This is a genomic window from Myxococcales bacterium, from assembly GCA_016703425.1.
Classification (GTDB): Bacteria; Myxococcota_A; Polyangia; order Polyangiales; family Polyangiaceae; genus JADJCA01.
In genome coordinates this window covers 467,917-480,267 of record JADJCA010000009.1, presented here as the reverse complement: position 1 = coordinate 480,267, position 12,351 = coordinate 467,917, and the positions used below count along the sequence as shown (strand labels likewise).

Annotated in this window: 12 protein-coding genes; 8 read left to right on the top strand and 4 right to left on the bottom strand. The window is 68.7% G+C overall.

Annotation, left to right across the window (positions count from 1 at the left end):
• Positions 1-35: 35 nt before the first annotated feature.
• From IPG50_19760 to IPG50_19745, 4 genes are read left to right on the top strand one after another with little or no spacing between them, the layout of a single operon-like run.
• Positions 36-737 (top strand): CPBP family intramembrane metalloprotease, encoded by a 702-nt coding sequence (locus tag IPG50_19760; GenBank protein MBK6694419.1) that lies wholly within the window; start codon positions 36-38, stop codon positions 735-737.
• Between the two features lie 25 nt (positions 738-762).
• Positions 763-1,578, top strand: a complete 816-nt coding sequence (locus IPG50_19755; protein MBK6694418.1) for a hypothetical protein — start codon at positions 763-765, stop codon at positions 1,576-1,578.
• Positions 1,579-1,604: 26 nt separating this feature from the next.
• On the top strand, positions 1,605-2,453 hold the full coding sequence (gene nadC, locus IPG50_19750) for a carboxylating nicotinate-nucleotide diphosphorylase (protein MBK6694417.1): 849 nt from the start codon (positions 1,605-1,607) through the stop codon (positions 2,451-2,453).
• Between the two features lie 2 nt (positions 2,454-2,455).
• Positions 2,456-3,286: a biotin--[acetyl-CoA-carboxylase] ligase gene (locus IPG50_19745; GenBank protein MBK6694416.1), complete on the top strand. Its 831-nt coding sequence runs from the start codon at positions 2,456-2,458 to the stop codon at positions 3,284-3,286.
• 37 nt (positions 3,287-3,323) lie between these two features.
• Here IPG50_19745 and IPG50_19740 read toward each other — a convergent pair whose 3' ends face one another.
• On the bottom strand, positions 3,324-4,046 hold the full coding sequence (locus IPG50_19740) for an EAL domain-containing protein (protein ID MBK6694415.1): 723 nt from the start codon (positions 4,044-4,046) through the stop codon (positions 3,324-3,326).
• A 259-nt stretch (positions 4,047-4,305) separates the two neighbouring features.
• On the opposite strand from IPG50_19740, the gene IPG50_19735 reads away from it, so the two are divergent.
• Positions 4,306-5,787, top strand: a complete 1,482-nt coding sequence (locus tag IPG50_19735) for a hypothetical protein (GenBank protein ID MBK6694414.1) — start codon at positions 4,306-4,308, stop codon at positions 5,785-5,787.
• A gap of 71 nt (positions 5,788-5,858) precedes the next feature.
• Entirely contained in the window at positions 5,859-7,631 is a 1,773-nt protein-coding gene (locus IPG50_19730) for a DUF885 domain-containing protein (GenBank protein ID MBK6694413.1), read from the top strand.
• Between the two features lie 22 nt (positions 7,632-7,653).
• Here IPG50_19730 and IPG50_19725 read toward each other — a convergent pair whose 3' ends face one another.
• Entirely contained in the window at positions 7,654-8,841 is a 1,188-nt protein-coding gene (locus tag IPG50_19725) for an aspartyl protease family protein (protein MBK6694412.1), read from the bottom strand.
• A 198-nt stretch (positions 8,842-9,039) separates the two neighbouring features.
• Here IPG50_19725 and IPG50_19720 point away from each other — a divergent pair, with 198 nt between their 5' ends.
• Both IPG50_19720 and IPG50_19715 read left to right on the top strand, forming a co-directional pair.
• Positions 9,040-9,843 carry a helix-turn-helix transcriptional regulator gene (locus IPG50_19720; GenBank protein ID MBK6694411.1) on the top strand — a complete coding sequence of 268 codons (804 nt, stop codon included), beginning with the start codon at positions 9,040-9,042 and terminating at the stop codon, positions 9,841-9,843.
• Positions 9,844-9,998: 155 nt separating this feature from the next.
• Complete coding sequence (locus IPG50_19715; GenBank protein MBK6694410.1) at positions 9,999-11,093, top strand: hypothetical protein; 1,095 nt, start codon at positions 9,999-10,001, stop codon at positions 11,091-11,093.
• A 16-nt stretch (positions 11,094-11,109) separates the two neighbouring features.
• On the opposite strand, the gene IPG50_19710 is transcribed toward IPG50_19715, so the two are convergent.
• Both IPG50_19710 and IPG50_19705 read right to left on the bottom strand, forming a co-directional pair.
• A complete protein-coding gene (locus tag IPG50_19710; GenBank protein MBK6694409.1) occupies positions 11,110-11,814 on the bottom strand; it encodes an alpha/beta fold hydrolase in 705 nt (234 codons plus the stop codon).
• Positions 11,815-11,825: 11 nt separating this feature from the next.
• Positions 11,826-12,347 carry a hypothetical protein gene (locus IPG50_19705; GenBank protein MBK6694408.1) on the bottom strand — a complete coding sequence of 174 codons (522 nt, stop codon included), beginning with the start codon at positions 12,345-12,347 and terminating at the stop codon, positions 11,826-11,828.
• Positions 12,348-12,351 lie beyond the last annotated feature (4 nt).

Here is a 12,351-nt window from a genome sequence, read left to right as displayed (position 1 = left end):
CGGAAACGGCAACGGCAGCGGCGACGGCGACGAAAATGCAGTCTCGTTCGCGAATCTTGCTCGAGGCGCTCGTCGCGAGCGCCCTTGTGACGGCCGCCGTCGCCGCCGCGGCTCGCCTGCCGGAGCGCTTTGTTGCGTTCTCCGTCGGCGGGGCGTTTCTGTTCGCCACGTGGGTCTTGGTTTGGCGCAAAGACGACGCGACGGTTCAGCGCTACGGGCTCGCCTTCGGCGGTCTCGTCCTGCCGGGGCGCCTCGATCCGCGAGAGGTCCTCTCGCACGGCCTTGCCGCGGCGAAGTGGGCCCTCGGCTTCGCGCTCGTGACCTTTCCGCTATTTTTTTTCGGGTGGCGCTTCTACTGGGCGCCCTCACTCAGGTTTTCCCTCGAGACCCACGCCCTCACCTTTCTGAACCTGGCGCTCGGGCAGGTCGCCGTCATCGCGCTCCCGGAGGAGGCGTTCTATCGTGGCTACCTCCAGACGCGCCTCGGCGAAGCGTTCGAAAAGAAGGTCCGCATCGCCGGCGCCGAGCTCGGCTTCGAGCTGCTCTTGGCGAGCCTCATCTTCGCGCTCGGCCACGTGGCGACGATTCGGAATCCCGGGCGCCTCGCCGTGTTTTTTCCGGCGTTGCTCTTTGGTTTCTTGCGGGCGCGAACGGGCGGCGTCGGCGCGGGCGTCATGTACCACGCGATGTGCAACCTCTGGAGCGAGGCGCTGGGGCGCGGCTACGGGCTTTATTGACGATTTCTGATAAGGTGCCCGCCCCGTGAAGCACCGATCGACCCTCCTCCACGCCGCGTCGTCTTTCCTGCACGTCGGAGCGCCCGTCGTCACGTCCCTGCTCGTCGCGCTCGTCGCCGCCTGCAGCTCGTCGTCGCCGTCCGACGGCAACGCGCCGGCGGCTGACACCCCGGGCACCACCGCCGACCTCGACGCGGCCCTGAAGGCGCGCGCTTCGGCCTACTGCGGACGCGTCTTCGAGTGCTGCGAAGCGGCGTCCTCGTCGGAGCTCTTGCAGGTGTTTGCCGGCGGAAAGATCACCGCCGACACATGCCAAGCGGGCGTCACCGAGTGGCTGAAGACCCAATACACGGCGGCTGCCACGAGCCTTCAGCGCAAAGATCTGGACTTCTACCCGGCCCGCGAGAGCGCCTGCGCCAAAGAGGAAGCGGCCAAGACCTGCACCGACACCTTCGCCCTCGGTCGCGCGACGTCTCCCGTGGTCGCGTGTGCCAAGGCCTTCGTTGGCAAGGTCAAAGACGGCGCGTCGTGCACCACGTCGAGCGCCTGCGCGTCAGGCTTCTGCAAGCTCGTCGGTGAGGCGGGCACCTGCGCGCCGGTCCCCGCCGAGGGCGACACCTGCGACGCCGCGACCGACTGCGGCATCGGCGCGCTCTATTGCTCGCGCGCCAACAAGCCGCCGGCGTGCGCCTTTGGTCAAGGCGTCTGCCGCGCCCGCGAAGGCAAAGCCGACGGCGAGGCGTGCTGCAACCCCGAGGAGTGTGCCGGTCAGACCTGTTTGCCCAACAAGAAGGGCCAGCCGATCTGCAACGCCACCAAGATCCTGAAGTGCAGCAAGTGACGGAGCCCCGCGCTTCCGGCGAGGCCGTGGCCCCGAGGCTCGCCGTCGCATCGTTCCAAGACATCGTCGCGCGCGCCCTCGCCGAAGACGTCAGCTCCGGTGATCTCACCAGCGAGGCCTGCGTCTCCGGTGATGCGCGAGCCACCGCCTACGCCGTTGCGCGTAGCGAGCTGGTCGTATGCGGCGGCGACGTCTTCCGTCAGGTGTTCATGGCGCTCGATCCGAAGAGCGTCGTGACGCTGCTCGTGCCCGATGGCGCGGTCGTCCCGGCGGCAACCAAGATGTGGCGTGTCGAGGGCGAGGCGCGCGCCGTGCTCGCGGCGGAGCGCACGGCCCTCAACCTCACGCAGCGGATGTGCGGCGTCGCCACCATGGCGCGGCGCTACGTGGCCGCGCTCCCGGAGAATTCGAAGACGCGCGTCACCGACACGCGGAAGACGACGCCCGGCCTTCGCGTCCTTGAGCGTTATGCCGTGCGCGTCGGTGGCGCCAAGAACCACCGTGACAACCTGGGCGCCGCCGTCCTCATCAAGGACAACCATGTCGTGGCCGCCGGCGGCATCACGCGCGCCATCGAGCGGGCTCGCGCCTACGCGCCCCACACCTCGCGCATCGAATGCGAGGTCGACTCGCTCGTCCAGCTCGACGAAGCGATCGCCGCCGGCGCTGACATCATCCTGCTCGACAACATGAGCGACGAGGTCGTCGCGGAGGCGGTCAAGCGCGCCAAGGGGCGTGCGCTCCTCGAGGCCTCCGGCGGCATCACGTTGCCGCGCATCGCCACCCTCGCGCGCCTCGGCGTCGACGCCATCTCCGTAGGCGCGCTCACGCACTCGGCGCCGGCGGCCGACATCGGCCTCGACTTCGAGGGCTGACGATGTTGCAGCCGCCCGCAAAGCTGAGGCGCCCGGGGCTCGGCCCACGCGGCGTGTTGCCAGACCTAGCCTCGCTGACGGAGCGCATCGCCGCCCGCGGCATGACCCTCGGAGCGCCGCTCGAGCTCCTCGCCGAGACGACCTCCACGAACGACCTCGCCAAGGACGCGGCGCGCTCCGGCGCGCCGCACGGCGCGACCTTCGTGGCGGAGCGCCAAACGGCGGGTCGCGGTCGGCAAGGCCGCGTGTGGCTCGGCGAGCCGGGCGAGTCGTTGCTCTTCACCGTGCTGCTTCGTGTGCCCTGCGCGCTCTCGCGCCTCCCTCCGCTCGCGCTGGTCGCTGGCCTCGCGGTGCGCGACGCCATCGCGAAGGCCACCGCCACCGAGCCGCAGCTCAAGTGGCCCAACGATGTACTCCTCGGGCAAAGGAAGGTGGCCGGCGTGCTCGTCGAGGGGATCGTTCAGGGCGAACGCGCGACGGCCATCGTGGTGGGCGTCGGGATCAACGTGCACGCGCGCGTGTTCCCCGAAGCCATCGCCGAGGTGGCCACGTCGGTGGCGCTCCACGCCGAACGGCCGCTCGATCGAGCGGAGCTCCTCGCGGACGTCCTCGCGGGGCTTGACCGTGACGTCGGCCTCGTCGCAGCGCGCGGCGTCGGCATGGTGCACGCGCGCCTCACACGCGCCGACGCGCTCGTCGGCCGAGCCGTACGCTCCGACGACGGCGACGCCGGCACCGCTGACGGCATCGACGTCGAGGGCCGGCTCGTCGTCGTCCGCGCCGACAGGACGCGCGCTCGTTGGAGCTCCGGCGAAGTGCACCTCGAGGCGTAGGCGTCGCGGCGGCGAGCCCCCACGCCGCTCGGCATCCTCAGGCGCCCTTGTCTTTGGGCGGCCACGTGAGGCCCGGCGGCGGAAAGGCTGGCCGCGCGAGCAAGTAGCCCTGACCGAAGTGCGCGCCGGCGACCTTGACGGCTTCGAGCTCCTCCGCCGTCTCGATGCCTTCGGCGACAACGAGGGCCCCGAGATCGCGACAGAGGACGACGATGGATTTCACGAGTCGGTGCAGCCGCGTGTCCATCGTGAGGCCCGCGATGAGCTCACGGTCGAGCTTGACGACGCGCGGCAAGAGGTCGGCGATGTACTTGAGGTTCGAGTAGCCAGCGCCGAGGTCGTCGACGACGAGGTAGACGCCGCGTCCGCGGACCTCACGCAAGATGCTTTGGCACAGGTGGAAGTGGCTGAGGGGCACCCCCTCGGTGATCTCGAGGTAGACGTCCTCCGTGTGACGGAAGATCGGGTCGTCGGGTTGGACGATGAATCGTTCGTTCAGCTCGCTGGGGTGAACGTTCAAGAACAGAGGGTGCGTCGGGCAGGCTTCGATGGCCAGCTCGCGGATCAACCGTCCGAGCTCGCCGGTCACCTTCTCCGTCACCGCCGCTTCGAACAGGGCGGGAGGTCCGTTGAAGTCGGGGCTCTTGGTTCGGACGAGCGCCTCGTAGGCAAAAACACGATGCGTCTTGAGGTCGACCACCGGTTGGAAGACGACGAAGAGGTTGCGCTCTTCGAGGAGGCGCCGAATGGGGGGGGACACAGGGGGCTGCTGCACGGGGCGGGGTGCGCCGGGGCCGGCGAAGGCGATAGGAGAACGAAGGGACTAGGCTATCGCGGTTGTCCGGTCTGGGCAGCCATTCTCCACACCTGCCCGAAGGGCCAGGCCAGTAGGGCCTTTCCGGATGGATCCCGCTCCACCCATCTGGCGAACGCAAAGCGACACCGATGTCGGAAATTGTCGGAGAAAGCGGCGGACCTTCGCGGATTCGTGCTGGCACGCATGTCGCACCGGGTGGGGCATGATCCGCATGGCCCGCGTCCTTCTTATGTCAGGTTCGGTGGCGTTGGCCGCCGGGCTCGCCGTTGGCTGCTCCCAGGCCAACCTCGACGACGAGACCGAGGACGAGCTGGCGCTCCAGGCAGGTCGAACCAAGGACAACGTCCTGACGGACAACGAGCTCTTGGGGACGGGCAATGCGGTCAACCCGACGGCGGAGGAGATTCAGAAGCTCCTCGAGAAGACGCCGCACGGGGGCAGTCGCTCGGTGCTCGCTGACAAGAAGATTGCGATGGAGGACGGCTCCGGCGAGCTCCCCGTCTCGCAGGTCATCTACAACGCCGCGAAGCTCGGTGGCGTCAACCCGCTCGCGCTCCTCGTTCGGCTCCAGCTCGAGCAATCGCTCGTCGGCACGAAGGCCGGCCAGCTCACGCCCGAGAAGCTCGACCAGAAGCTCGCCATCGCCTTCGGCTGCGGGTGCCCCCACGCGCCCATCTGCAAGACCGAGCCGCAGAGCTACACCGGCTTCTACAACCAGGTCTCGTGCGCGGTCCGCGTTCTCAAGCAGCACATGGACTCGGTCAAGACGCGGGGCAAGACGTCGAGCGGCTGGGGTACGGCTGGCGTGACGAAGACCACGCAGGACGGCGTCGAGGTGACGCCGGAGAACGCCGCGACGGCTGTGCTCTACACGTATACGCCTTACGCCGGGCAGGACTACGGCGGCGCCAAGTCGCCCGACTGCAAGACGTCGACGGGTCAAGCGGGCTATTGCGCCGGCAACGCGCTCCACACGTTCCTTTGGGACAGCTACGCGTCGGCCATTCGAGGCGGCGTGGCGACGCCTGCGCGCCTCGAAGCAGGCGTCCAAGCACCGGTTACCGATGCGTCGGCTTCGCCGGCGCCCGTCATCGAGCAGCCCGACGTCTACGAGCCCCCCACGCCGCCGCCGCCGCCCGGCGAGTGCAGCGACGATTCGGCGTGCACCAGCAAGACGGCCGGCAAGGCCTGCCTCTACGACTACACTTGCGGCTGTTACGCCGACAGCGACTGCACCTCGGCCAAGCCGGTGTGTGACACGTCCACGAACCGCTGCAAGGCGCAGCCGGCCAACCCGAACCCGAACCCGACGCCAACGCCGAACCCCAACCCGGGTCTGCCGCGGCCGAACGGCGACGCGGGCCTCGGCCGTCTCTCCGACGCAGGGGCTGCGGCTCCCGAGTTGCTCACGCCCGCGCCCACGGCGCCCCGTCCCGCTGACGCTCCGGAGAACCGTCCCGCCGCGGGCGCACCGGGCGCCGGCATGGGCTACAACGCCGGCAACGAATACGGCGAGAACACCAGCTACACGGACGGCGGACCGAGCAAGAAGAAGAAGGCTGCCGCCAAAGATACCGGCGGTTGTTCCGTTGGCTCTGCCGGTCGCGAAGAGCTCCCCAGCTCGGTCTTCCTCGTCGCCGGTGTGGCCGCCATCTTCGCGGGCCGTCGCCGTCGCCGCGACTGAGCCACGTCGCGCGCGGGCCGACAGAAGGCGGCGACCCCGTCGACCCGAAATCGGTCTAGGCTCGCGGCCCCATGAAGGCCGCCCGTCTCTTCCTCATCGGTTCCGTCGCTGCGTCGCTCGCCTGCGGGGCGCCTTCGGTGACTCCCGTTCTGCCGGGGCCGGACGCAGCCGCTCCTCTTCCAACCGCCGCGCCCGCATCGACACTCGGCGACGAGGACGTGGCCAAGGCTAGCAAGGCCTACCTCGATCTCTTGCTCGAGCTGCGGCCTGAGGCCGCCAGCGAGCTGGGCATTCACGACGCCGACGACCGCCTTGAGGACCGCAGCGCCGTCGGCCAACAGAAGATCATCGACCGGCAGATGGCCATGGCCGCGGACGTGGCGCAGCGCTTCGCCGGCGCCACGCTCTCACGCGCGGCGAGCATCGACCTCCGGATCTTGCGGAGCGCCCTCGTCGTCGACGCTCGCTTTCGCAAGGAGCAGCGACCCTGGGCGCGCCGGCCCGATTTCTACTCGGAGCCGATGCAGGCGCTCTTCCAGATGACCGCGCGCGACTACGCGCCGGCGGCGGAGCGCGCCAAGAACGCGCTCGCGCGCATCGAAGCGATCCCCGCGTCGCTCAAGGAGGCGCGTGGCGTCTTGAAGGAGCCGCCGGCCGTCTGGGTTCAGGTCGGCATCGAATCGGCGGGCGGCGCCAAGGAGTTCTTCGACACCATGCGTCCCTTCTTGGAGAAGGCGCTCCCGAGCGAGAAGCCGCGCATCGCTGCGGCGCTCAAGGGGGCCCGCGACGCCTACGCCGAGTGGAAGACGTTCCTCGAGAAGGACGTGAAGCCCAGCGCTCCGAGCGGTGGCGAGTTCGCGTCGGGTCGCGAGTTTTTCGATTGGATGCTCAAGGAGCAATACTTCCTCGCGGAAGACGCCGACGCGCTCTTGACCATCGGCATCCGCGTCTTCGGCGAGACCGTCCAGAAGCTCGAGGAGGTCGCGCATCGCATCGATCCCGAGGTGCCCAAGGAAGGCGGATGGCAAGTCGTGGTGCGCCGCGTGAAGGGCAAACACCCGAGCGCCGCCGAGCTCTTGCCGGCGTATCGCAAGGAGATGGCGAGGGCGCGCAAGTTCCTCGTCGACAAAGACGTGGTCGCGATGCCGCCCGGCGATCAGTGCGACGTCATGGATACGCCGCCCTTTCAGCGGAGCACCGTTTCGGCGGCGTACGACCAACCGCCACCTTTCGCGAGTCAGACCAAGGGCCTGTTCTTCGTGACGCCCGTCGACAAGACCATGACGCGCGCGCAGAAGGAGCAGATGCTCCGCGAGAACGACTACGGCGACATCGTCGACACCGTCGTGCACGAGGCGTATCCGGGGCATCACCTGCAGCTGTCCTTTGCGCGACTGCATCCGTCGACGATCCGCAAGGCCACGGGCCCTAGCATCTTCTCCGAGGGCTGGGCGCTCTACACCGAAGAGCTCATGAGCGAGCTTGGCTACTACAAGGACGAGGAGCGGCTCATGCAGCTCGTCTGGACGCTTGTTCGCTCGGCGCGCGTCATGATCGACATCGGCCTTCACACGAAGAACATGACGTTTGAGCAGGCGGTGAAAACGCTCACCGATGAAGTGGGTCTTGAGCGCGAACTCGCGATGAGCGAGGTGAAGCGCTACACGATGACGCCGACGCAGCCGCTCGCCTATTTGATTGGACGCGAGAAGCTCTTCGCGCTCCGCGAGCGGGTCAAGGCGCGCGACGGTAAGGCGTTCTCGCTGAAGAAGTTTCACGAAGAGGTGCTGACGAAGGGCACCGTCGCGCCCTCGCTCGTGGAGGAAGAGATCTTCGGGAAGTGAAGGGAAGATTGGCGCGAGACCGCTACGGCGAGCGCAACAGATCGCGGGCGTCGAGTTCGACGGTGCGCTCTTCCGTGCCGCGGCGCAGCGTCACTCGGGTCTTCGCGCCCTCCGTCTTCGCCAGCAGCGTCCACGGTCGCTCGTAGGGATCGAGCTTGGCCAGGGTCGCCGACCCGACGGCCACGACCTCGTCGCCGACGGCCACGCCGGCCGCGCTTGCCGCGCTTCCCGGGAGGACCTGGAGGACCTGCGTCTGCGTCTCGAACGTATCGCCGAGGCCGATGCCGTACGTGAAGTACTTGGTCGGCGCCTCGACCTTGCGGTCGCGCGCTGGGGCGAGTCGCACGACGCTCTTGTCCTGATCGAACGTCACCATCAGGCTCTTCAGCGCGTCGCTCGGGTAGACGCCCAGGAAGGGCTTCTGGTCAGGGAACGACGGCGTCTCGATGAGCCCGTCGTCGGCCGTCCGGACCACCACCGAGCGCAAGTCGAGGGAGCCGACGCGCAACGAGCCGACCGTTGACAAGCGAGCCCAAAATTCGCCGATGCCCGACGGCGTGAAGAAGCCAGGCAAGGACGCCCGCGGAGCCGCCGCGTCGAGCGTTGTGAACGCTGAGGCCATGAGCACGCCGAGCGAGGCTCCCGAATCCACGAGCAGCCATCCCTCGAGGGACTCGGCTGCGCCCTTGACGAAGAAGTAGTGCTTTCGGAGGTACGGAACGTCTTCTGCGGGGCCGACGTGCCCGCACGCAGCGAGGTTGTCCTCTTCGCGGCCCTCGGCGAGCCACACGCGCTTGCGCGGGTAGTCGAGCGTCAAGAACGACTTCCCAACGAAGTCCATGCCGAGAACACCATCGACGGGCAGCTTGTATTGCGCCATGTCGGCCGAGCTCACCCGGGCCAATTTGGTCGTGATGCCGAGCGCCTTGAGCGTGACCTCGTCGCTCGCCGCGAGCTTCTTGCCGAGCACCGATTGGGGGGCGCCGGTGTCGAGGAGGAAGGTGTAGGGGCCTTCGCCGTTGACCTCTACGTCTACGACCACCTTCCCGCTGAGATCGCGGAACGCAACGCCTTCGGGGCAGGCGGCCTTTGCCAACGGCGCGGGGGGAGGCGCTGCTTCGGGCACGATGGTTGGCGACGGTGCGACTGCCTCGCTGCTGCTGCAGGCCAAGAACCCAACGCTGACGAGGAAGAGGAGCGTGTGCTTCATGCGCCTTGGGTAGGCCTTCGGGGCGCCCTCGGGCTTGGCGAATCGTGCGAAGCGATCGGTGGATCGTGCGAAAGCGCACGGTGTGGAGGCGTTCAGTCGAAATGCGCCGGAGATTGCCCTTGGCATGGCAAGTGCCACATCGAGGGTGTGGAGCGCAGTCGCTTTCAGCTTGGGTCGCTTTCCTGCGAGGCTCGCCGCATGGGGCCCGTCGCGCTCCGGTCCTGGCGAGGCGTGCTCGCGGGCGGCGTCCTTTTCGGGAAGAACTCCGCCCATCATGGCGTCGAGGTGGCGTGGACTCGCGCCGGAGGCCTCGACTACAAGATGGGAAGCGCGCTCCTCGAGGCCAAGCCGGGGCAGCTCATCGCGGTCAACGCGCAGACGGAGCACGTCACGAGCTTCGTGTCGCCGGACGTTCGTTGCACGGCGCTCGAGCTCGACGCTGCGTTCGTCGACCGCGTTGCCGAGGGCGCAGGACGCTCGCCTCGGTTCGCGGCCGAGCCCTTTGCCTTGGTCGCCGACACGGCGTCGCTCGGGCACCTCTTGCTGGCGCTCGAGGAGGAGGCGCGAGCGGAAGATACCGACCCGCAGATCGTCGAGTGCATGGTGGAGGCGCTGCTGCTGTCGCTCTGGCGGCGACTTCCTTCGCCGGCGGCCGAGGCACCGCTCAGCGCCTCGATGCGCGCCGCCGTCGAGCTCATGAAGAGTAGCCTCGCCGAACCGCTCGACGTCGGCACGATCGCGAAGCAAGTCGGCATGAGCCGCTTCCACTTCAGCCGCCGGTTTCGGGAAGCGACGGGTCGCTCGCCCTACGAGTACCTCCAGCGACTTCGTCTGACTCACGCGGCGACACTGCTGGAGCGCGGCACGCCGGTCACCGTCGCGGCCATCGACTCGGGTTTTGCCGATCCGGGACGCTTCGCGCGAGCCTTTCGCCGCGAGCTGGGCGTTCTGCCGAGCGCGTACCAGCGCGCTCGCGTAACACGCCGCCGCGCCCTCGCGTGAGCCGCCGCTCCCGACCGCGTGGCGGGCCATCGGGCCCGGTCCAGGCGCCTTTGGCGGTGGCGGCGAACGCCGCAGCGAGGCCTAATTCGTCCCGGACCGGTAGTCATTTACGGATGCCTTGACGGAGCCGCGTTCGCGCGGAAGAAAAACGCCACATGCGCACCTCCAAAACGCCGCTCTCGCCCCTTGTCGTTGGCCTCCTTGGTGCGCTGCTCGGTGCGACGGGGTGCGGCAGCGATGCCCGGCCCTCGGGCGTTCAGGCGAACGCGGACGCCGGCGCGGGCTCTGGACCCGGCGGCGCGAACGGCGTGGGCTTCGAAGCCGACGCCGCACCGACGGGCGGCCAGCCCGCCGGTTGCCAAGGCGGCCAGCCCGGCACCAAGGCCTCTGACATCACCATCGACGCGGCCTACGCATCCAAATACACGGCCTTCGACCTCGGTGAGATCCCGGGTCTGCCGAACGCGAAATACGGCGGCATCGTCCTCAAGGCCGGCGATGACAACACGCTCCTCGTAGGCGGCAACGCCAACTACGCGGGCGCGGGCGTCTATGAAGTTCCCGTCATTCGCAGCGCGTGCAAGCACATCGTCGGCTTCGCCGGCCCCGCGAAGAAGAAACACGCCGCCGACTACATCGATGGCGGGCTCGTCTACGGTCCCGGTGGCACGTTGCTCTTCGCCGCGTGGCCCATGGACGAAACGGTGCGGCAAAGCACCAACGGCATGTTGGGCCTCATCCAGCCCGGCGCGAGCGGCCCGAGCAAGAGCATCCACGGCGTGACGCTGGGCGTGGCGGAAGCGCTCGCCGCGCTGAACTTCGTCCCCACGGGCTTTCCCGGCGCGGGTCGCTTGAAGCTCGTCACCTGGGAAGGCGGGAGCTTCTACGACGCGACCTTCAAGCTCGATGGCAGCGGCCGCGTGGAGGACGTCACGAAGGCCGACTACCGGCTCACGGTCCCCGGCGGTCCCGAGGGCTTCGCCTACGTGCCGCAGGGCTCGCCGCTCTTCGGCCCTCCGAGCATGGTCATGTCCGAGTGGAGCAAAAATGGCGTGGCGACCTACGAGGTGGCCTCCGACGGCGATCCCATCCTCGCGACGCGGAAGACGTTCTTGACGGGCCTCTCGGGCGCCGAAGGCGCGTTCTTCGATCCGCTCACCGGCGACTTCGTCTTCTCGACATGGAACACGATGCGCCCCGAGCGGATCGTGGTTGTACTGGGCTTCGCGCCGATCACCGCGCCTCGCTGAAGCGACGGCGCTGACGTCAGACGAGAGCCGGGAGCACCAGTTCGGCGAGGCGGCGGCGCGACTTCAGGAAGTAGTGATCGCTGCCTGGCAGCACCGTGAGCGCGGCACCGATGGTCGTGGCGAGCTCCTCGGCCTCGGCCACGTCGCAAAACTCGTCGTCGTCGCCAACGAAGATCGCGATCGGCGCCGCGACCCCGCGCGCGTCTTCGATCACGAACTTGAAGACGCGCACCGCCGGCGCCACCAAGACGACGCGATCGATGTCGCGGGCCTCGTGCTCCGCCGCGGCCGCGCGCAGCGTGACCCACGTCCCGAAGGAGTATCCGCACGCGGAGAGCTTCGCCGACGGTGCACGACGCCGTGCCTCGTGGATGGCCGCCCGCACGTCTTCCACTTCGCCCACGCCCTTGCCGTAAGCGCCTTCACTGGTCCCCACGCCGCGGTAGTTGAAGCGCACCGTGCCCACGCGCTCGCCTGACTTCTCCGCGAGCACCTTCGCGATCGCGAGCACCACCGCGCTGTGCATCGTGCCGCCGTAGAGCGGGTGCGGATGCGCGAGGACGACGACGCGCTCGGCGCCGGCAGGGACGCGCACCGCGGCCTCGAGCGACGGCTCGCCGGAGAGCCCGGGCAGCGTGACGTGCTCCTCGCCGGTGACCCACGCCGGCGGTGAAACGACGGGTTTGTCGGGAACGGGCGGAAGCTCTTTGACGCGCGGCACGGCGTTCTCGCCTACACCGGCTCGAGGTCGACGTCGCAGTTGATGTCAGCGCAGGCCTGCTCGAGCTCGCCGCGGAGCGCGCGGAGCGGCACGTTCTTGGGCACCGTGACGCGCATCTCGACGGTGAAGAGCGGCCCGCCGGCGAAGGGCGCCGACTCGAGGCGGCTCTCGAGCTCTTCGATGTTGACGGCGTGCCTCTGCAAGAGGCTGCTCACCTTGTGCACGATGCCCGGCTGGTCGAGCGAGTAGACGCGCAGCTTGAAGGGGAGGCCGGCCGTCGGCTTCCAGCCTTCGGCCTCGCTCGCGAAGGTGAGCGCGAGGCCCATGCGCTGCGCATGCGGCGGCAACTCGTCGCGCAGCGCGCGCGCCGCGGCCTCTTCGCCCGAGACGAGGACGATCATCGCGAACTGCCCGCTCAGGTTGACCATGCGCGCGTCGGCGATGGAGAGGCCGCGGTCGACGAGCAGCTTCGTAAAGTCACCAACGAGCCCGGGCCGGTCGCGGCCGATGGCCGAGAGGATCACTTGCGCCATGGGC

Coding starts and splice junctions, on each gene's coding strand:
- IPG50_19760 (MBK6694419.1), top strand. CDS start 36: ATGCAGTCTCGTTCGCGAATCTTGCTCGAGGCGCTCGTCGCGAGCGCC.
- IPG50_19745 (MBK6694416.1), top strand. CDS start 2,456: ATGTTGCAGCCGCCCGCAAAGCTGAGGCGCCCGGGGCTCGGCCCACGC.
- IPG50_19735 (MBK6694414.1), top strand. CDS start 4,306: ATGATCCGCATGGCCCGCGTCCTTCTTATGTCAGGTTCGGTGGCGTTG.
- IPG50_19730 (MBK6694413.1), top strand. CDS start 5,859: ATGAAGGCCGCCCGTCTCTTCCTCATCGGTTCCGTCGCTGCGTCGCTC.
- IPG50_19725 (MBK6694412.1), bottom strand. CDS start 8,841: ATGAAGCACACGCTCCTCTTCCTCGTCAGCGTTGGGTTCTTGGCCTGC.
- IPG50_19720 (MBK6694411.1), top strand. CDS start 9,040: ATGGGGCCCGTCGCGCTCCGGTCCTGGCGAGGCGTGCTCGCGGGCGGC.
- IPG50_19715 (MBK6694410.1), top strand. CDS start 9,999: ATGCGCACCTCCAAAACGCCGCTCTCGCCCCTTGTCGTTGGCCTCCTT.
- IPG50_19705 (MBK6694408.1), bottom strand. CDS start 12,347: ATGGCGCAAGTGATCCTCTCGGCCATCGGCCGCGACCGGCCCGGGCTC.